The 20,166-nt window shown below is 39.6% G+C and carries 18 protein-coding genes, 1 tRNA gene and 1 pseudogene; 16 read left to right on the top strand and 4 right to left on the bottom strand.

Annotated features, from left to right (window positions below; translation table 11 throughout):
- Nucleotides 1-53: 53 nt before the first annotated feature.
- The 8 genes from rsmD (at nucleotide 54) to FQT24_RS06410 (ending at nucleotide 6,337) form a co-directional block, all read left to right on the top strand.
- The gene (gene rsmD, locus FQT24_RS06445) at nucleotides 54-593 is read left to right on the top strand and encodes a 16S rRNA (guanine(966)-N(2))-methyltransferase RsmD (RefSeq protein ID WP_000706954.1); all 540 of its coding nucleotides are present in this window, start codon (nucleotides 54-56) and stop codon (nucleotides 591-593) included.
- Nucleotides 583-1,071, top strand: coding sequence for a pantetheine-phosphate adenylyltransferase (gene coaD, locus FQT24_RS06440; RefSeq protein ID WP_143952511.1), 489 nt, complete (start codon nucleotides 583-585; stop codon nucleotides 1,069-1,071). Before rsmD ends, coaD begins: the two co-directional genes overlap by 11 nt.
- Entirely contained in the window at nucleotides 1,055-2,092 is a 1,038-nt protein-coding gene (locus tag FQT24_RS06435) for a SepM family pheromone-processing serine protease (protein ID WP_000727281.1), read from the top strand. Before coaD ends, FQT24_RS06435 begins: the two co-directional genes overlap by 17 nt.
- 57 nt (nucleotides 2,093-2,149) lie before the next feature.
- Entirely contained in the window at nucleotides 2,150-2,380 is a 231-nt protein-coding gene (locus FQT24_RS06430) for a DUF1146 family protein (protein ID WP_000250399.1), read from the top strand.
- A gap of 23 nt (nucleotides 2,381-2,403) precedes the next feature.
- Complete coding sequence (gene murA, locus FQT24_RS06425) at nucleotides 2,404-3,687, top strand: UDP-N-acetylglucosamine 1-carboxyvinyltransferase (RefSeq protein WP_141230260.1); 1,284 nt, start codon at nucleotides 2,404-2,406, stop codon at nucleotides 3,685-3,687.
- Complete coding sequence (locus FQT24_RS06420) at nucleotides 3,680-3,868, top strand: DNA-directed RNA polymerase subunit beta (protein WP_070480259.1); 189 nt, start codon at nucleotides 3,680-3,682, stop codon at nucleotides 3,866-3,868. The genes murA and FQT24_RS06420 overlap by 8 nt, the downstream gene beginning before the upstream one ends.
- 38 nt (nucleotides 3,869-3,906) lie before the next feature.
- A complete protein-coding gene (gene endA / locus FQT24_RS06415; protein ID WP_143952510.1) occupies nucleotides 3,907-4,731 on the top strand; it encodes a DNA-entry nuclease EndA in 825 nt (274 codons plus the stop codon).
- Nucleotides 4,732-5,005: 274 nt separating this feature from the next.
- Nucleotides 5,006-6,337, top strand: coding sequence for a hemolysin family protein (locus tag FQT24_RS06410; RefSeq protein ID WP_143952509.1), 1,332 nt, complete (start codon nucleotides 5,006-5,008; stop codon nucleotides 6,335-6,337).
- A 198-nt stretch (nucleotides 6,338-6,535) separates the two neighbouring features.
- Here FQT24_RS06410 and FQT24_RS06405 read toward each other — a convergent pair.
- Both FQT24_RS06405 and FQT24_RS06400 read right to left on the bottom strand, forming a co-directional pair.
- Nucleotides 6,536-6,606: transfer RNA gene (locus tag FQT24_RS06405), tRNA-Cys, on the bottom strand.
- A 321-nt stretch (nucleotides 6,607-6,927) separates the two neighbouring features.
- A complete protein-coding gene (locus FQT24_RS06400) occupies nucleotides 6,928-8,094 on the bottom strand; it encodes an IS30 family transposase (RefSeq protein ID WP_143951979.1) in 1,167 nt (388 codons plus the stop codon).
- Nucleotides 8,095-8,311: 217 nt separating this feature from the next.
- Here FQT24_RS06400 and FQT24_RS06395 point away from each other — a divergent pair, with 217 nt between their 5' ends.
- The 5 genes from FQT24_RS06395 (at nucleotide 8,312) to FQT24_RS06375 (ending at nucleotide 14,802) form a co-directional block, all read left to right on the top strand.
- Entirely contained in the window at nucleotides 8,312-10,300 is a 1,989-nt protein-coding gene (locus tag FQT24_RS06395) for a peptide ABC transporter substrate-binding protein (protein WP_143952508.1), read from the top strand.
- A 66-nt stretch (nucleotides 10,301-10,366) separates the two neighbouring features.
- Nucleotides 10,367-11,863 carry an ABC transporter permease gene (locus FQT24_RS06390; protein ID WP_004260571.1) on the top strand — a complete coding sequence of 499 codons (1,497 nt, stop codon included), beginning with the start codon at nucleotides 10,367-10,369 and terminating at the stop codon, nucleotides 11,861-11,863.
- On the top strand, nucleotides 11,863-12,789 hold the full coding sequence (gene oppC, locus FQT24_RS06385) for an oligopeptide ABC transporter permease OppC (protein WP_000103691.1): 927 nt from the start codon (nucleotides 11,863-11,865) through the stop codon (nucleotides 12,787-12,789). Before FQT24_RS06390 ends, oppC begins: the two co-directional genes overlap by 1 nt.
- An 8-nt stretch (nucleotides 12,790-12,797) precedes the next feature.
- Entirely contained in the window at nucleotides 12,798-13,865 is a 1,068-nt protein-coding gene (locus tag FQT24_RS06380) for an ABC transporter ATP-binding protein (RefSeq protein WP_000159550.1), read from the top strand.
- Between the two features lie 10 nt (nucleotides 13,866-13,875).
- Nucleotides 13,876-14,802 (top strand): ATP-binding cassette domain-containing protein, encoded by a 927-nt coding sequence (locus FQT24_RS06375; protein WP_001291293.1) that lies wholly within the window; start codon nucleotides 13,876-13,878, stop codon nucleotides 14,800-14,802.
- Between the two features lie 414 nt (nucleotides 14,803-15,216).
- Here FQT24_RS06375 and FQT24_RS06365 read toward each other — a convergent pair whose 3' ends face one another.
- Both FQT24_RS06365 and FQT24_RS06360 read right to left on the bottom strand, forming a co-directional pair.
- Nucleotides 15,217-16,095, bottom strand: coding sequence for a LysR family transcriptional regulator (locus tag FQT24_RS06365; protein WP_143952507.1), 879 nt, complete (start codon nucleotides 16,093-16,095; stop codon nucleotides 15,217-15,219).
- 127 nt (nucleotides 16,096-16,222) lie between these two features.
- Nucleotides 16,223-16,573, bottom strand: a complete 351-nt coding sequence (locus FQT24_RS06360; protein ID WP_000208711.1) for a helix-turn-helix domain-containing protein — start codon at nucleotides 16,571-16,573, stop codon at nucleotides 16,223-16,225.
- A gap of 272 nt (nucleotides 16,574-16,845) precedes the next feature.
- Between FQT24_RS06360 and FQT24_RS06355 the strand changes: the two genes are divergently transcribed.
- The 3 genes and pseudogenes from FQT24_RS06355 to FQT24_RS06345 all read left to right on the top strand — a co-directional run bounded on the left by FQT24_RS06355 (nucleotide 16,846) and on the right by FQT24_RS06345 (nucleotide 20,162).
- Nucleotides 16,846-18,471 (top strand): malolactic enzyme, encoded by a 1,626-nt coding sequence (locus tag FQT24_RS06355; protein WP_143952506.1) that lies wholly within the window; start codon nucleotides 16,846-16,848, stop codon nucleotides 18,469-18,471.
- A 202-nt stretch (nucleotides 18,472-18,673) separates the two neighbouring features.
- Nucleotides 18,674-18,793: pseudogene (locus tag FQT24_RS06350) on the top strand (IS630 family transposase); the annotation flags it as partial.
- Nucleotides 18,794-19,184: 391 nt separating this feature from the next.
- A complete protein-coding gene (locus FQT24_RS06345; RefSeq protein ID WP_143952505.1) occupies nucleotides 19,185-20,162 on the top strand; it encodes an ABC transporter substrate-binding protein in 978 nt (325 codons plus the stop codon).
- Nucleotides 20,163-20,166: the final 4 nt, after the last annotated feature.

The following is a 20,166-nucleotide window of genomic DNA, read 5'->3' as shown; positions in this document are numbered from 1 at the left end:
GCAAGGTTCGGTTTTCTTTCTCTTTTCGCCCATAATTTGGTATAATAAACGGTATGAAAATCGTATCAGGAATCTATGGGGGACGTCCCCTCAAGACACTAGAAGGAAAGACGACAAGACCAACTTCGGATAAGGTTAGGGGAGCCATTTTTAACATGATTGGTCCCTACTTTGAAGGTGGACGCGTCTTGGACCTTTATGCAGGTAGTGGTGGTTTATCTATCGAGGCAGTATCGCGTGGCATGTCCAGTGCTGTTTTGGTGGAGCGAGACCGTAAGGCTCAGGCTATCGTGGCTGAAAATATTCAGATGACCAAGGAAGTGGGAAAATTTCAACTTCTCAAGATGGATGCAGAAAGGGCATTGGAACAGGTATCTGGGGAATTTGATCTCATTTTCTTAGACCCTCCGTATGCCAAGGAACAAATCGTAGCAGATATTGAAAAAATGGCTGAGAGAGAGCTATTTTCTGAAGATGTCATGGTTGTGTGTGAGACGGATAAGGCCGTTGAACTTCCAGAAGAAATTGCCTGCCTGGGCATCTGGAAGGAAAAGATTTATGGAATTAGTAAGGTGACAGTTTATGTCAGATAAGATTGGCTTATTCACAGGCTCGTTTGATCCGATGACAAATGGGCATCTGGATATGATTGAACGGGCGAGCAGACTTTTTGATAAGCTCTATGTCGGTATTTTTTTTAATCCTCACAAACAAGGATTTCTCCCTATCGAAAATCGTAAACGGGGATTAGAAAAGGCTGTGAAACATTTGGAAAATGTTGAAGTCGTGTCTTCTTATGATGAATTGGTGGTCGATGTCGCAAAAAGACTGGGTGCTACTTGTCTAGTGCGTGGTTTGAGGAATGCAGCGGATTTGCAATATGAAGCCAGTTTTGATTACTACAATCATCAGCTGTCTCCTAATATAGAGACCATTTATTTACATAGTCGACCTGAACATCTCTATCTCAGTTCATCAGGCGTTAGAGAGCTTTTGAAATTTAGTCAGGGTATTGCCTGCTATGTTCCCGAGAGTATTTTGGAGGAAATAAGAAATGAAAAAAAAGATTAGATGGCCCTTATATGTCATTGCGGCCTTGATTGTGACTTTCTTGGCGTTTGTAGTGCCTTTGCCTTATTATATAGAGGTTCCAGGTGGTTCGGAAGATATTCGCCAAGTCCTTAAAGTCAATGACACAGAAGATAAGGAAGCTGGTGCCTATCAATTCGTTACGGTTGGTGTCCAGCATGCCACTTTAGCTCATATGATTTATGCATGGTTGACGCCTTTTACAGATATTCGTAGTGCTCAGGAGACTACAGGTGGTTCTTCCGATGTTGAATTTATGCGGATCAATCAATTCTACATGCAAACATCGCAAAATATGGCCAAGTATCAAGGGTTAAAAACAGCTGGTAAGGATATTGAACTCAAATATCTTGGGGTTTATGTCTTGACTGTGACGGATAATTCGACCTTTAAAGGGATTCTCAACATTTCTGATACGGTCACAGCAGTCAATGATCAGACCTTTGATAGTTCCAAAGACTTGATTGATTACGTCAATTCTCAAAAATTAGGGGATTCTGTCAAGGTCACCTATGAAGAAGATGGGCAAACCAAGTCTGCAGAAGGAAAAATCATTACGCTAGAAAATGGCAAAAATGGAATTGGAATCGGCTTGATTGACCGTACAGAAGTAACCAGTGATGTCCCAATTCGCTTTTCAACAGCTGGTATTGGCGGTCCAAGTGCAGGTCTCATGTTTAGTCTGGCCATCTATACCCAAATAGCTGACCCAGGCCTTCGAAATGGCCGTATCGTTGCCGGTACAGGAACCATTGACCGCGATGGGAATGTGGGGGATATTGGAGGTATTGATAAAAAAGTTGTAGCTTCGGCTAGAGAAGGTGCCGCGATTTTCTTTGCCCCTGATAACCCTGTTAGCGAAGAAGAACAAAAAGCACATCCAGACGCGAAAAACAACTACCAAACAGCCCTAGAAGCAGCTAAAACAATCAAGACGGATATGAAAATCGTGCCTGTTAAAACCTTACAAGATGCAATTGATTACTTGAAAAACAATCCTTAGTTTTTAAGTGAAGTTTCCAAACTAGCGCACAAACAGAGAAGATGGTATAATAGTCAAATGGTTCAATTATTATTCACTCTAAGCAGTCACATGCTCTTTATTTATGTGAGTTTTTACCTTTTAAAGAATCTTGTTAGATGGGAAAAAGTCTTAAAAGTAACAGCTGAGAACACAGGAAAAGTTCGTTTACTAGTAGCCTTTTTCAGCATTGTAATGGGCTACATCATGAGTTCTTTCTTCATCAGCCTATATCAGTTGTGGCAAGAAGCGCTTAGAGGATTATTATAAAATCAAATGTAAAGGAAATAAGTATGGAAAAAATTGTGGTTCAAGGTGGCGATAATCGTCTGGTAGGAAGTGTTACGATCGAAGGAGCAAAGAATGCAGTCTTGCCCTTGTTGGCAGCGACTATTCTAGCAAGTGAAGGAAAGACCGTCTTGCAGAATGTTCCTATCTTGTCAGATGTTTTCACTATGAATCAGGTGGTTCGTGGTTTGAATGCCAAGGTGGACTTTAATGAAGAAGCTCATCTTGTTGAGGTGGACGCGACTGGCGATATCACTGAGGAAGCTCCTTACAAGTATGTCAGCAAGATGCGCGCATCTATTGTTGTCTTGGGACCGATTCTTGCTCGTGTAGGTCATGCCAAGGTATCCATGCCAGGCGGTTGTACAATTGGTAGCCGTCCTATTGACCTTCATTTGAAAGGCCTGGAAGCTATGGGGGCTAAGATTAGTCAGACTGCTGGTTATATCGAAGCCAAGGCTGATCGCTTACATGGAGCTCATATCTATATGGATTTCCCAAGTGTTGGCGCTACGCAGAACTTGATGATGGCAGCAACTCTAGCTGATGGTGTGACAGTGATTGAAAATGCTGCGCGTGAGCCTGAGATTGTTGACCTAGCCATTCTCCTCAATGAAATGGGAGCTAAGGTTAAGGGTGCTGGTACAGAGACCATTACCATTACCGGTGTTGAGAAACTTCATGGCACGACTCACAATGTAGTGCAAGACCGTATCGAAGCCGGAACCTTTATGGTAGCTGCTGCCATGACTGGTGGTGATGTCTTGATTAAAGACGCTGTCTGGGAGCACAACCGTCCCTTGATTGCCAAATTGCTTGAAATGGGAGTGGAAGTGACAGAGGAAACTGAAGGAATTCGAGTTCGTTCTCAACTAGAAAATCTAAAAGCTGTTCATGTGAAAACCTTGCCCCACCCAGGATTTCCAACAGATATGCAGGCTCAATTTACAGCCTTGATGACCGTCGCAAAAGGGGAATCAACTATGGTGGAGACAGTTTTCGAAAATCGTTTCCAACATCTAGAAGAAATGCGTCGCATGGGCTTGCACTCTGAGATTATCCGTGATACAGCTCGTATTGTTGGTGGTCAACCTTTGCAGGGGGCAGAAGTTCTTTCAACTGACCTTCGTGCCAGTGCAGCCTTGATTTTGACAGGTTTGGTAGCACAAGGAGAAACTGTAGTCGGTAAATTGGTTCACTTGGATAGAGGTTACTACCGTTTCCATGAGAAGTTGGCGCAGCTAGGCGCTAAGATTCAGCGGATTGAGGCAAGTGATGAAGATGAATAAGAGATCAAGCTACGTAATCAAGCGTTTACTTTTAGTCATTTTAGTACTGTTTTTAGGTGCTCTAGCCTTAGGTATCGGCTTAATGGTAGGTTATGGAATCTTGGGCAAGGGTCAAGATCCATGGGCTATCCTGTCTCCAGCAAAATGGCAGGAATTGATTCATAAATTTACAGGAAATTAGGCTGGAGAACCAGTCTTTTTCTAGAGATAAGGAGAAAAATGGATAAAAAAACAAGACAGACACTGATTGGACTGCTAGTGTTATTGCTTTTATCTGCGGGAAGCTATTATATCAAGCAGATGCAGTCGACAGCTAATAGTCCTAAAACAAAGGTTAGTCAGAAAAAACAAGCGTCTGAAGCTCCTAGTCAAGAGTTGGCAGAGAGTGTTTTAACAGACACGGTCAAGAGTCAAATAAAAGGGAGTCTGGAGTGGAATGGCTCAGGTGCTTTTATCGTCAATGGCAATAAAACAAATCTAGATGCCAAGGTTTCAAGTAAGCCCTACGCTGATAACAAAACAAAGACAGTGGGCAAGGAAACAGTGCCAACCGTAGCAAACGCCCTCTTGTCTAAGGCTACTCGCCAGTACAAGAATCGTGAAGAAACTGGTAATGGTTCGACTTCATGGACTCCTCCAGGCTGGCATCAGGTCAAGAATCTAAAGGGATCTTATACCCATGCTGTCGATAGAGGTCACTTGTTAGGCTATGCCTTAATCGGTGGCTTGGATGGTTTTGATGCCTCAACAAGCAATCCTAAAAACATTGCTGTTCAGACAGCCTGGGCAAATCAGGCACAAGCCGAGGATTCGACTGGTCAAAACTACTATGAAAGCATGGTGCGTAAGGCCTTGGATAAAAACAAGCGTGTCCGTTACCGTGTAACTCTTTATTATGCTTCAAACGAGGATTTAGTTCCGTCAGCTTCACAGATTGAAGCCAAGTCTTCAGACGGCGAATTGGAATTCAATGTTCTAGTTCCCAATGTTCAAAAAGGGCTTCAACTGGATTACCGAACTGGAGAAGTAACGGTTACTCAGTAAAATATAACATAAACTCCTATGTCATTTGTGGATATAGGAGTTCTTTCTTACTAGTTTAAGCAGAGCTACAATAGACACGGATACTCAATGAAAATCAAAGTGCAAATTAGGAAGCTAGCCGCAGCTTGCTCAAAGCACAGCTTTGAGGTTGCAGATGAAGCTGACGTGGTTTAAAGAGATTTTCGAAGAGTATGAGAAAAAATAATATGTAATATGTACTGGACTATATTTTGTGATATAATAGAGGGTAAGATACTATTTTAGGAGAAGAACTATGGAAGACCCAAGTAGTCAGAATTTGTTGCTACAATTTGTTTTATTGTTTATCTTGACGGTGTTAAATGCCTTTTTCTCAGCCACAGAAATGGCCATGGTGTCACTAAATCGTGCGCGGGTTGAACAAAAGGCAGAAGAAGGAGATAGACGCTATATCCGTCTGCTGAAGGTACTAGAAAATCCTAACCACTTTTTATCAACCATTCAAGTAGGGATTACCCTGATTACGATCTTATCAGGGGCGAGTTTGGCAGAAACTCTGGGACGAGAAATTGCATCTTGGCTTGGAAATGGCGAAACATCTTATGCCGTTGCAAGTTTTCTATCTTTAGCATTTTTGACTTATATTTCCATCGTTTTTGGGGAATTGTATCCTAAGAGAATCGCTCTTAATCTAAAGGATGCCTTGGCGATTCGTACAGCGCCAGTTATCATTGGGCTTGGGAAACTAGTTAGTCCCTTTGTTTGGCTCTTGTCTGCATCTACCAATCTCTTGAGTCGCTTGACTCCAATGACTTTTGATGATGCTGATGAAAAAATGACCCGTGATGAAATTGAGTACATGCTGACAAATAGTGAAGAAACACTAGATGCTGACGAAATTGAGATGTTACAAGGGATTTTTTCACTGGACGAATTAATGGCCAGAGAAGTCATGGTTCCTCGAACGGATGCCTTTATGGTGGATATTCAGGATGATAGTCAGACCATCATCCAAAGTATTTTAAAACAAAATTATTCTCGTATCCCTGTCTATGATGGGGATAAGGACAATGTGATTGGGATTATTCACACCAAGAGTCTCCTTAAGGCGGGCTTTGAGGACGGTTTTGACAATATTGTTTGGAAGAAAATCTTACAAGATCCACTTTTTGTTCCTGAAACTATTTTTGTGGATGACTTGTTAAAAGAATTGCGCAATACCCAAAGACAAATGGCAATCTTGCTAGATGAATACGGTGGGATGGCTGGTTTGGTGACCCTAGAAGACCTCTTAGAAGAAATCGTTGGGGAAATCGATGACGAAACAGATAAGGCTGAAATCGAAGTTCATAAAATTGGAGAAGATACTTATATTGTTCAAGGTACCATGAATCTCAATGATTTTAATGACTACTTTGATGTTGAACTGGAAAGTGATGACGTTGATACCATCGCTGGTTACTATTTGACAGGAGTGGGGACCATTCCAACGACTGAGAAACTCAGTTATGAATTAGTCAGCCAAAACAAACAACTTATCCTAACCAATGATAAGGTGAAAAATGGACGTGTTACCAAGGTAAAAGTCCAAATTACCGAAGTTGAAATAGAAGAAGAAACAGAGTAAACTAGAGGCTTTTGTCACCAGGCGTGACGAAGCTTTTTTCAGTTGATTTCAAGAGGGAATTGTGCCCTCGAAAAACTCAGCCCCAAACTCGCCCCAAAAGTTTTTTAAAGTTATCCTTTTTTATCATGAAATAAAAATAAAAAAGCCCTATTTTACGGGCTTTTTGTCTTGATAAATTCCGATAAATTCGGTATTGAAAGGCGGTAGACGGATTTGAACCGACGATCAAGCTTTTGCAGAGCCGTGCCTTACCACTTGGCTATACCGCCTTAACGTTTATTATTATACCTTGAAAATGATTTTCAGTCAATAGCTTTTTCAGATTTTTTGTATCAATAGGTAAATTCGCAAACTAAGTTCCACCGCTAGTAGAAGTGGAAGTTAGTCTGATAAAAATCCTAAAAACCAGTGGAAATCCGTGTCAGGGTAAGTTCCACTGGTTTTACTAATGCTTGATTTCATCGCTTTTGTAACCAAAAGGAATCGAAAAAAAGAGCGCACAAAATCCCCTCATCTGAAAGCGTTTCAGATTAAGTTCCGCTATGGTGGAAGTTAGTGTGAGACGTTTGAATGCGGTTAAAGGTTAGTTTTTAGAACTTATGTTGGAGTAATTTCGAAGACTGACAGACGTCTTCTGCAGGTATTTTAGAAATACCTAGAAGCTTAGGAATCTCTTCTCCATAGGTAAAGGCAAAGAGCTCATAGGCTGACTTTCCATTCAAAGCAGCACGTTTGACACTGTTGACATGAGAGCAGACGAGATTGATGTCCTCTTGAGTTAAGTTGTCAAAAGCAGTTCCCTTAGGTAGAATGTCTCGAATCAGTGTGTGGTTTTTCTCAATTCTCCCTTTCTGGTCAGAGCGATTAGGGTCACAAAAGAAGAGTTTACTCTCTCCTCGCACATCCATTTCGATATCATCAACCCTGGCAAACTCTCCACCATTATCGGTAAGAATGACAGGAAAGAGTTGGAAGAAATCTTTATCAGCTTCATGAAGAGTGTTCTTGATGGTATAGAGGTGTTTGGTAACCTCAAGGGCAGTTTTATTATCCAGAAGCCTAGCGAAGATAAAGTTACAGAAAGACAGGTTGAAGGTAAGTAGGACTTTACCTCCCATCCTCCCCAGAACTGTGTCCATTTCCAGCCAAGAGTCTAGTTGATTAAGGACTAAATAGTTTTGGAAATCCTCATAGGAACGGCCTTTTTTAGCTTCTTTAGGGATGGAAGGTAGTTTCCTTTTCCGTCTTTCTTTGAATTTAACGGCTCTGGCTAGGTCAATATGAGCGATAGATAGGTATCCTTTTCGGATGTGTCGATAGACGGTTGAGGAACTGACATCAAGGTTATGAGTTTTGAGGATATGATAGATGTGTTGTCCCTTTTTAACACCATCAGAAATGACTTTGTCCATGTCCCAGAAGGCCTTGGAATTAAGGGGAGTTCCTTCACGAGCTTCGACAAGAGTTTGTTCGTACTGTTTTTGAGCTTGTTTAGCAAGGTAGAAGATTTTTTTAAATCCACAATTTTGTCTTCTTTTAGGGCATCCATTACAGACAAAGGGAGCCTTATCGAGTAAAGGGCAAGGAAGGTTATCGCATGTAGACTCTCGGACTTGTCTGTTTCGTTTGACTTCTTTGGAAACAGTAGTTGGGTCTTTTAGAATGGATTGTCCGATAGCTTTGAAGGTTTCACCGCGCTCTAAGCCTAATTGGATATCATTACGGTCTGAAAGGGTAAGGTGTTTATGTTTTGTCATAGTAGACCTCATTTCTAACTCAAACGTCTCACACTTAATTCCACCATAAAAATCCGTTTTAGACTAATTTCCACTTTGGTTGGGCAAGTGGAAGTTACTTTGAGAAATTAGCTTTTGTATCAATAAGCCTAAATATTCTGAAAATTCGTTTACTTTTCTTGAAATCTATGATATAATTGATGATAACCTATACTTTATTTATAAGAGGAGTAAATAAATGAAAAAAAGTCAAGTGCTTGCTGTAGCGGGAGCTACCTTATTAGCGTCAGGAGTTCTAGCTGCGTGTTCAAACACTAGTTCGAATAATGCTAAACTAGCAAAAGATTACCAATATGTTTATCAAACAGATCCAGAAACCTTGGATTATATCGTCAGCAATATCGATTCAACATCATTCGTCACAACAAATGCTGTAGATGGTTTGTTGGCTAATGATAAATATGGTAACTTGGTTCCTTCTATTGCTGAATCATGGACAGTTTCAAAAGATGGTTTGACTTATACCTATAAAATCCGTAAGGATGCTAAATGGGTTACAGCAGAGGGAGAAGAATACGCTCCTGTAACTGCTAAAGACTTCGTTACTGGTTTGAAACACGCCGTAGATGGAAAATCAAAAGGACTTTCAATCGTTAGCTCTTCTATTAAGGGATTAGAAGCCTATATCAAGGGTGAAACAAGCGATTTTTCAACCGTTGGAGTAAAAGCGCTTGATGATCAAACACTAGAATATACCTTGAACCAGCCAGAAACTTTCTGGAATGACAAGACCACTAGTGGTGTTTTGATGCCGGTTAATGAAGAATTCTTAACTTCAAAAGGGGAAGGTTTTGGTGCCCCAACCGATGCTAACTCTATTCTTTATAACGGTCCATTTGTCTTAAAATCTGTAACTCCAAAATCATCTATCGAGATGGCTAAAAATGATGCTTACTGGGACAAAGAAAATGTAAAAATTGAGAACGTTAAGTTCACTTTCTGGGATGGTAAGGACCAAGATGTGATTGCTAAAGGTTTTGCCGATGGTCAATATAGCAAGGCTCGTATCTTCCCTACAAGTTCTACATATGAAAAATATGCAGCCGACTTCAAAGATAACATTTACTTTAACGAACCAGGTGCGGGTGTTGCAACTGTCAGCTTGAACTATGGCCGTACAACCTATAACCACACTGCCAAAACAAGTGATGCCCAAAAGACATCTACTCAGAAAGCATTGCTAAATAAAGAATTCCGTCAAGCCTTGAACTTTGCGGTCGATCGCAATTCTTATTCAGCTCAAACAAATGGTACTGATGGAGCTGCAGTAGCCATCCGTAATACGTTTGCACCTTATAATCTTCAAGTTGGTAAGAAAACATTTGGTGAATTGGTACAAGATAGCTTGGCTAAGACAAATTCTTCTACTTGGTCAAACGTGTCTCTAGCAGATTCTCAAAATGGACTTTACAATGAAGAAAAAGCTAAAGAAGTCTTTGCTAAAGCTAAATCAAGCCTACAAGCTGACGGTGTTGAATTCCCAATCCACTTGGATGCCTTGGTTATCCAAGAATCAACAGCGGTTGTAAACCGTGTTCAATCATTGAAACAATCAATTGAAAAAGTATTGGGTTCAGATAATGTTGTTGTAGACTTACAACAAATGACTCAAGCAGAAGCTTTACCAATTTCATTTAGCGCTCCAACAGCTAAAGAACAAGACTGGGATATCCATACCTTGCTAGGATGGAACCCTGACTATCAAGATCCTTCTACTTTCTTGGATCAATTCGTCCTTAAGGGAGGAAGTACTCGTCTTTACCTTGGTATTGACCAAAACACAGATGCATCAGTAGTAAGCAAACTTGGTTTAGCTGACTATGGAAAATTACTTGATGACGCAAACAGCGAAAACCAAGATGTTCAAAAACGTTATGAAAAATACGCGGTAGCACAAGCTTGGTTGACTGACAATGCTTTGACAATTCCAGTAATGGCTTCTCCTAAAGAAACAGCCGTTTCATATGTTTCAAAAGTTCTACCATTTAGCTCCTCATATTCAGTAGCCGGCCTTAAAGGTGAAAATTCAGGATACTTGAAGTACACTGAAGTTGGTGAAAAAGCAATCACCAAAGAAGAGTATGAAAAAGCTCGTGAAAAATGGTTGAAAGAAAAGACTGAGTCAAACGAGAAAGCTCAAAAAGAATTGGCAAGTCATGTGAAGTAAATAATTTTCAATAGAACTTTCTCTCCATGAGGAGAAGGTTCTTTTGGGATTTTTAAAGGAAATGATATGAAAAAATATATTTTTATGCGTGTTTTGCGGTCATTGGTTTCTATCTTCTTAGTAACAACCTTGACTTACACGATTATCTATACAATGGTTCCTCGAAAATTGATTTTCAAACAGGATACCAACTATAACAAGATTGCGACAACTGCTGATAAACGTGATAACTATGAGAATACTGTTTATGAGCGTATGGGCTATATCGAGTACTACGATACCAAAGAGTTGCAAGAAAAAGCTAGCCAGATGGATGCTTCTGTAACCGTTGAAGCGAATGACACAAACAAGGCTATCTATGAAAAATACATCAAACAAATCGGTCATGGTTGGACCCTGGGAGAATTTACTGAAAGTGGCCAATTCTACGCTACGCGTGAAATCCCGATTTTTGAACGTGTTTTCAAATTCTATGCTAACTTGATTGACATTGACCATACAAATAAAATTCAAGACCCTGAAAATCCAGACTTGAAACGTTACCTTCGTTTCGAAAACGATCCAGCTATCGGATGGTCCTTGGTCGGTTCAGGAACTAAACACAAATATCTCTTGTACTTCAACAGTCAGTTCCCATTTGTGCATCAAAATTTTGTGAACATTAATTTAGGTGACTCTTATCCAACCTATGCTAATAGCCCTGTTTTACAGGTTATTACTCAGGGACAAGGACAAACAAAAACATCTCAAGTTCAGTTCCCAACAGGTAAGAAAACTTCTTCTGTAAATATTTACTCAAGAACCTACAAATCACCTAGTCAGGCTGACTCTCGTGAAGTAGCCAACTACGGAAAAGATGACCCTTATACAGCTACGGAAAGCAATTACCAATATCCTTCTATGATTGCCAGCTCTGCTGTCGTTGGATTGATCGGTTTGGTGATTTCTTATGCGATTGCTGTGCCACTTGGTTCAGCTATGGCTCGCTTCAAGAACACTTGGATTGATAGCTTCTCAACAGGGGCTTTGACCTTCTTGATGGCTCTTCCAACAATTGCCTTGGTTTATATTATCCGTTTGGCTGGTTCTTCAATCGGCTTGCCAGATTCATTCCCTATCTTGGGTGCTGGAGATTGGCGTTCGTATGTTTTACCAGCAGTTATCCTTGGTTTGTTGGGTGCTCCTGGTACAGCTATTTGGATTCGTCGTTACATGATTGACTTGCAATCTCAAGATTTTGTTCGTTTCGCTCGTGCAAAAGGTTTGTCTGAAAAAGAAATTTCAAACAAACACATCTTTAAAAATGCCATGGTTCCGCTGGTTTCAGGAATTCCTGGTGCTGTTATCGGGGTTATCGGTGGTGCAACCCTTACTGAAACAGTCTTCGCTTTCCCAGGTATGGGTAAAATGTTGATTGACTCTGTAAAAGCATCTAATAACTCTATGGTCGTTGGTCTTGTCTTCATCTTTACATGTATTTCTATCTTCTCACTTCTTTTAGGAGATATTTGGATGACTATTATTGACCCACGTATTAAATTGACTGAGAAAGGAGGCAAATAATGTCTACAATCGATAAAGAAAAATTTCAGTTCGTAAAACGTGACGATTTTGCCTCTGAAGCCATTGATGCGCCAGCCTATTCATACTGGGGCTCAGTGTTTAGACAATTTATGAAGAAAAAATCAACTGTAGTCATGCTGGGAATTTTGGTAGCTATCATTTTGATGAGTTTCATCTACCCAATGTTTTCTAAGTTTGATTTCAATGATGTCAGCAAGGTAAACGACTTTAGTGCTCGTTATATCAAGCCAAATGCTGAGCATTGGTTCGGTACAGACAGTAACGGTAAATCTCTTTTTGACGGTGTCTGGTTCGGAGCTCGTAACTCTATCCTCATTTCTGTGATTGCGACAGTGATTAACTTGGTTATCGGTGTTTTTGTCGGTGGTATTTGGGGAATTTCAAAATCAGTTGACCGCGTGATGATGGAAGTCTATAACGTCATCTCAAACATCCCATCTCTTTTGATTGTCATTGTCTTGACTTACTCAATCGGAGCTGGATTCTGGAATCTGATTTTTGCCATGAGTGTGACAACATGGATTGGGATTGCCTTTATGATCCGTGTGCAAATTTTGCGCTATCGTGATTTGGAATACAACTTAGCATCACGTACTTTGGGAACACCAACCTTGAAGATTGTTGCCAAAAACATTATGCCACAATTGGTATCTGTTATTGTGACGACCATGACTCAAATGCTTCCAAGTTTTATCTCATACGAAGCCTTCTTGTCATTCTTCGGTCTTGGATTACCGATTACCGTGCCAAGTTTGGGGCGTTTGATTTCAGATTATTCACAAAACGTAACAACAAATGCTTACTTGTTCTGGATTCCATTGACAACTCTTGTCTTGGTATCCTTGTCCCTTTTCGTAGTTGGTCAAAACTTAGCGGATGCTAGTGATCCACGTACACATAGATAGGAGTAGAAATGACAAAAGAAAAAAATGTAATTTTGACTGCTCGCGATATTGTCGTGGAATTTGACGTTCGTGACAAAGTATTGACAGCCATTCGAGGCGTTTCCCTTGAACTAGTTGAAGGAGAAGTATTAGCCTTGGTAGGTGAGTCAGGATCAGGAAAATCTGTTTTGACAAAGACTTTCACAGGTATGCTTGAAGAAAATGGTCGCATTGCCCAAGGTAGTATTGACTACCGTGGTCAAGATTTGACAGCTTTATCTTCTCATAAAGATTGGGAACAAATTCGTGGGGCTAAGATTGCGACTATCTTCCAAGATCCAATGACTAGTTTGGACCCAATTAAAACAATTGGTAGTCAGATTACAGAAGTTATTGTAAAACACCAAGGAAAAACAGCTAAAGAAGCGAAAGAATTGGCCATTGACTACATGAATAAGGTTGGGATTCCAGACGCAGATAGACGTTTTGATGAATACCCATTCCAATATTCTGGAGGAATGCGTCAACGTATCGTTATTGCCATTGCCCTTGCTTGCCGACCTGATGTCTTGATATGTGATGAGCCAACAACTGCCTTGGATGTGACCATCCAAGCACAGATTATTGATTTGCTGAAATCTTTACAAAACGAGTACCATTTCACAACAATCTTTATCACTCACGACCTTGGTGTGGTAGCAAGTATTGCGGATAAGGTAGCGGTTATGTATGCAGGAGAAATCGTTGAGTATGGAACTGTTGAGGAAGTCTTCTATGACCCTCGCCATCCATATACATGGAGTCTCTTGTCTAGCTTGCCTCAGCTTGCTGATGATAAAGGGGATCTTTACTCAATCCCAGGAACACCTCCGTCACTTTATACTGACCTGAAAGGGGATGCCTTTGCCTTGCGTTCTGACTATGCAATGCAGATTGACTTCGAACAAAAAGCTCCTCAATTCTCAGTATCAGAGACACATTGGGCTAAAACTTGGCTACTTCATGAGGATGCTCCAAAAGTAGAAAAACCAGCTGTGATTGCAAATCTCCATGATAAGATCCGTGAAAAAATGGGATTTGCCCATCTGGCTGACTAGGAGGAAGGAAATGTCTGAAAAATTAGTAGAAATCAAAGATTTAGAAATTTCCTTCGGTGAAGGAAGTAAGAAGTTTGTCGCGGTTAAAAATGCTAACTTCTTTATCAACAAGGGGGAAACTTTCTCGCTTGTAGGTGAGTCAGGTAGTGGGAAAACAACTATTGGTCGTGCCATCATTGGTCTAAATGACACAAGTAATGGAGATATCATTTTTGATGGTCAAAAGATTAATGGTAAGAAATCGCGTGAACAAGCTGCAGAATTGATTCGTCGTATCCAGATGATTTTCCAAGACCCTGCGGCAAGTTTGAATGAACGTGCCACTGTTGATTATATTATTTCTGAAGGTCTTTACAATCACCGTTTATTTAAGGATGAAGAAGAACGTAAAGAGAAAGTTCAAAATATTATCCGTGAAGTAGGTCTTCTTGCTGAGCACTTGACTCGTTACCCTCATGAGTTTTCAGGTGGTCAACGTCAACGTATCGGTATTGCCCGTGCCTTGGTCATGCAACCAGACTTTGTTATTGCGGATGAGCCCATTTCAGCCTTGGACGTTTCTGTTCGTGCACAAGTCTTGAACTTGCTCAAAAAATTCCAAAAAGAACTTGGCTTGACCTATCTCTTTATCGCCCATGACTTGTCTGTCGTTCGTTTTATTTCAGATCGTATCGCGGTTATTTACAAGGGTGTTATTGTAGAGGTTGCAGAAACAGAAGAATTGTTTAACAATCCAATTCATCCATATACTCAAGCCTTGCTTTCAGCGGTACCAATCCCAGACCCAATCTTGGAACGCAAGAAGGTCTTGAAGGTTTACGACCCAAGTCAACACGACTATGAGACTGATAAGCCATCTATGGTAGAAATCCGTCCAGGTCACTATGTTTGGGCTAACCAAGCCGAATTGGCACGTTATCAAAAAGGACTAAACTAATAATGGTTTTATAATTTCCATGTCAACTTTTATGGAAATTATAAACCTTTTTTGTTGGACTGATTTGAAAAACTTTTGAAAGCGTTCTGAAAGAATTTTCGAAAGAAATAGAATTCTTAGAAAACCATTGAATTATAGTGAGATGAAATAAAATCTGAACAACTCGATTCGGAAAGTCAAATTAATTTCTAGAAAAGGTTTAGAAGTCGCGGCGTATTACTCTAGCTTCAATCTACTGTATTCTAATACTCTTCGAAAATCTCTTCAAACCACGTCAGCTCTATCTGCCACCTCAAAACAGTGTTTTGAGCAACCTGAGGTTAGCTTCCTAGTTTGCTTTTTGATTTTCATTGAGTCTAATATCTACAATGTAAAAAACTCTAGCTATCAGTTCATTGATAGTTAGAGTTTTTTCTATTCATATGATTTAAGGAGATTAAATAAGGCTTCTACTTCTGATGACGGTGTAGCTGATTTAAGGTAGGCGTAATAAACTGTAAAAGTTATCTTATCCTTCGGTATAAGCGGAATTTTTATTAAATCATCATCTTCCTCAGAAAGTGCGATATCAGCTAGTAAACTAAGGCCAATCCCTTTCTTTAAAAGTTCTTTAAGGATGGCAATGTCATCAGTCTTAAAGAATATTTCTGCCTTGTTTTGATACTTTTGATTAAGCGTTTCAAAAGCTTTCAGGTGAACAAAGTGTTCGTCTAAGAGTATAAAGGATTGATCTGCTAATTCTTCAAAAGCGAGGGAAGGAGCAGTGGCAAAAGGATGGTTCTTAGATAAAACGACATACAGTTCTTTATGAAATAGCTCGTGTGTCTCTATTGAAGGATAATTGAGAGGTTCAATTAAACCGAGTAGGCTTGCATTAAGGTCTCCCTTAAGGAGAAGGTTTAATAACTCTACGGAGCCACCGCGGATAGGGCGTATCTTTTTTAAAAAATCGAATTTATCTTTTTCGTTTAAGGCAGCAAAGAGATACTGAATGATAATATGAGGGAATCCTACAGTAGAGTATTGTGCCAAGGAGCGATTAATTTCTTTGCGAGTAGAAATGACCTCAGGTAAAATCAGTTCTGTATGCTTTAGAAGGATTTGTCCTTGAGGAGTTAGCTTGAAGGAACGATGCGAGGGGTCATGGTGAATCAATTTGCAGTTAAAGGATTCCTCTAAGCGCTTGATAGCATAAGAAATAGATGGTTGGCTGACTTTATGTTGTTTTGCTACTTCCGTATAGGATTGAAGCTGGCAGAGGTCATAAAAATATTGTAGATCTTTTAAATTCATATGGGTTCACTTTCATTAGTTGGAGAAGGAAAATAAGTGGAAAACAGCAGATAAATAATTTTTATCCGTATCCTACAATTTGACTATACGAGTATTCACCAGTTAAAATGTAAGTGAGTCAGGGATCTCAAAGATTATCTAAGATACTCTCAAAAATGACCAACATTTTTTCTCGTTTATCAATAGGGAGCTGTTTAATCTTCATGTTGATTCTTTTGAGTGAAAGATTGTCACTCTTATCAGAGGTTGATTCAAGGCTATCAAAATTGAAAAATTCCTCTGGGGTTATTTCTAGGGCGTCAATCACTTTTTCAAGACTGTGAATGGTCAGATTCACATTTTGGTTTTCAAGTTGATTGATATACTTAAGCCCGAGTCCAGCTTGTTCCGAAAGTTCTTCCTGGCTCATTTTATTCTGTGTTCGAAAATATTTCACTTTTTGGGAAATATATTGTTGTAAATAGTTTTTAGTTGTCATATAAATAGAATACAAGTTTTATATGACAAAAAACACCTTAAAAAATACAAAGTATTACATAACATACCTAGATGATATTTATTTTAATTAGGATTGTCAATTTGTATGATTGGTTTATTTTACTCGAAACTTTTAGTAAAGAGAGATCATCGAGAGTTTGATGAGTTCAGAAATTTATAACATATGCGTATACAATTGTATTATTTAAACAACAACGTTTTACGAACAATTCGTTTCATGTGGTATAATATAAGTAAAAAGGAGCTTGCACTATGACTGCACATGATATTTTAAACAATCCTTTCCTCAATAAAGGTACTGCTTTTACCTTAGAGGAGCGAAAGGAACTAGGCCTTATTGGTTTACTGCCACCGTATGTTCAAACGATTGAAGAACAAGCAGCGCAAACTTATACACAAATGCAAACAAAAGCCAATAACTTGGAAAAACGTCTTTTCCTAATGAAAATTTTTAATACCAACAGGACTCTTTTCTATTACCTCTTTTCTCAACATTTGGAAGAATTCAATCCAATTGTATATGATCCAACCATTGCAGATACGATTGAGGGCTATAGTGATCTTTTTGTAGATCCCCAATATGCGGGATATCTTGATATTAATCATCCTGAAAATATTGAAGCTACTTTGAAAAACGCTGCCGGGGGTCGCGAGATTCGTCTCATTGTTGTAACAGATGCAGAAGGAATCCTTGGAATTGGCGACTGGGGAACAAATGGTGTCGATATTTCTGTTGGGAAATTGATGGTCTATACAGGTGCTGCTGGAATCGATCCTTCGATGGTCCTTCCTTTAGTCATTGATGCAGGGACTAACCGTGAAGAACTTCGTAACAATCCTAATTACTTAGGAAATCGTCACGAACGGGTCCGCGGAGATCGTTACTACGACTTCATTGACCAATTTGTTCAAACAGCAGAACGTCTCTTTCCTAAACTCTACCTTCACTGGGAAGACTTCGGCCGCTTGAATGCTGCCAATATTCTTGAAAAATACCGGAAACAAATTCCGACCTTTAATGATGATATTCAAGGTACAGGAATCGTTACCTTGGGTGGTATCTTTGGTTCGCTGGATATTAGTGGTGAAAAATTAACAGATCAAGTTTATCTCTGCTATGGTGGTGGTACTGCGGGTGCAGGAATTGCCTCTCGTGTTCTTCGTGAAATGGTAAGTGAAGGTCTTTCTGAAGAAGAAGCCTATAAACGTTTCTTTATGGTTGATAAACAAGGTCTTCTCTTTGATGACATGGATGACTTGACACCAGAGCAAAAACCATTTGCTAAGAAACGTGCTGACTTTAGTAACGCAGATAAGTTGACTGACCTGCTTGAAGTAGTGAAGACTGTGAAGCCAACCATTCTTGTAGGAACTTCAACTCAGCCTAATACCTTCACTAAAGAAATAGTAGAAGCTATGTGTGAAAACATAGAACGTCCAATGATCTTCCCTTTGTCAAATCCAACTAAATTGGCAGAAGCTAGTGCCAAAGATTTGATTGAATGGTCAGATGGCAAAGCTTTTGTCGCAACAGGAATTCCTGCTGATACGGTTTCTTATAAAGGTGTAGACTATGTGATTGGTCAAGCAAATAATGCCCTGATTTACCCAGGTCTTGGTCTAGGTATGCTGGCTTCTGAAGCAAGTCTTTTGACTGATGAAATGATTGGAGCAGCGGCGCATTCATTGAGTGGTATTGTCAATCCAGGCCAACCAGGAGCTCCTGTCTTGCCACCATTCAAGTATGTAGCAGATGTTTCTATTAAAGTAGCAGAAGCAGTCGCTAAAAAAGCACAAGAGCAAGGTCTTGCACGCGCTAAGGAAACAGATATGGCCAAAGCAGTTCGTGATTTGAAGTGGTATCCAGAGTATAAATAATTCATTTCTGCTGCCTATCCTCGGGATACTTAGCTTATTTTGGATATGTTAGCAATCTACAGAGTTGATAACCGAAAAGTAAAGAGATTATCGTATTGACTATTGGTTTTAAACAGTATAAAATAACTGTCGATTTTTTGTCCGACTGCCAAGAGTCAGTTTAATACTACACTAAAATCAAAATGCATTATATAATAGTGATATGAAATCAACCAAAGAAGAAATACAAGCCATCAAAACACTTTTAAAAAACTCTAGTACAACTGAATACCATAAAAGTCTTCAAATCGTTCTATTTTGTCTAATGGGCAAATCTTTGAAATTATCCTAAAAGAATTGAAAGAATTATGAAAGAATTTTCGAAAAATTTTAAAAAATTCTGAAATATTCTTGACAGGTGATGAAAAAGGTGGTAAGATAGGAAACATCAAAAAAGAAAGCAGAAAAAGAAATGAATAAGAGACAAGCTGTAACGATGAATCAAAACTTTTACTTTAGCTACTTTAGATAGTGTTTGTAGACATGTCACCATGGATGCAAACAGTTCAAGCAATTTGTTTGTATCTATGTGGCTAAGATTTTTGATTGTGGTCCATATAGATGAATATCTAAATGGACTAGCTAAGTTGTAACTTGTTAGATTATTTCAAGCATCCGTTTAGATAGTATCTAGGCGGTTTTTTGTTTTATCTTTTCTGAGAAGGAGTTTCATTATGAAAGTTGTTCGAAAATTACTAGCACCCCTCTTGGTAGTGGCGATTCTCTTGACCTCTCTGATCAGTTTGCATCAGTTGAAGGCAGATAAGAAAAAAGATGTATTTCGTATCGGTATTTCACAATTTATTACCCACCAGTCTCTAGACGCTACCAGAGAAGGCTTTGTGGATGAGCTGGCCAAACAAGGCTATGTTGAGGGGAAAAATATTGAGATTGATTTGCAAAATGCACAAGGAGAACAACGAAATCTTAAAACGATTTCCCAGCAACTAGCAGAATCTAGTGATGTCGTTCTAGCTATCGCAACGCCTTCTGCTCAGAGTTTGGCCAATACAACACAAACGACGCCTGTTATCTTTTCAGCGGTAACAGATCCTGTCAGTGCCAAGTTGGTTGAGTCAAGAGAGCATCCTGGGGGCAATGTAACTGGGACAAGCGATCAGTCATCAGATGCCATTTCAACCCAAATCAATTTGATAAAGAAAGTGTTGCCAAAAGCTAAAACGATTGGAATTCTCTATACTCAGAGCGAGCCAAACTCAGTTGTCCAAAAGGATGAAGCTAAGCGCCTTTTGGAAGAAAAAGGCTTTACCGTTGTTGAAAAAACAATCTTGGACAGTAACAACGTCAAGGCGGCAGCAGAAAGCTTGATGGCAGAGGTGGATATGGTTTTTGTCCCAACGGATAATATCATTTCATCAACCATGGAAACAGTCAAGCAGGTTTCTATTAAACACAAGGTTCCAGTATTCGGTGGTTCAACAGAAATGATTGCTGTGGGTGGTTTGTATAACTACGGAACCAATTACGAAGAATTGGGAAGACAGACAGCTCGCATGCTGATTCGTGTTTTAAAAGGTGAGAAGCCAGAAAATATAGCAGTTGAGTTGCCTGAAAAACTGGAATTGCATACCAATCAAGAAATGGCAGAAGTATTGGGAATTGATATTAGTAAGTTAGAAGGCAAGGAATAAGGAG

The sequence above is a fragment of the Streptococcus mitis genome, from assembly GCF_901542415.1.
Classification (GTDB): Bacteria; Bacillota; Bacilli; order Lactobacillales; family Streptococcaceae; genus Streptococcus; species Streptococcus mitis_BL.
The sequence above is the reverse complement of the archived record's forward strand: the minus strand, read 5'-3'. Positions and strand labels throughout refer to the sequence as shown.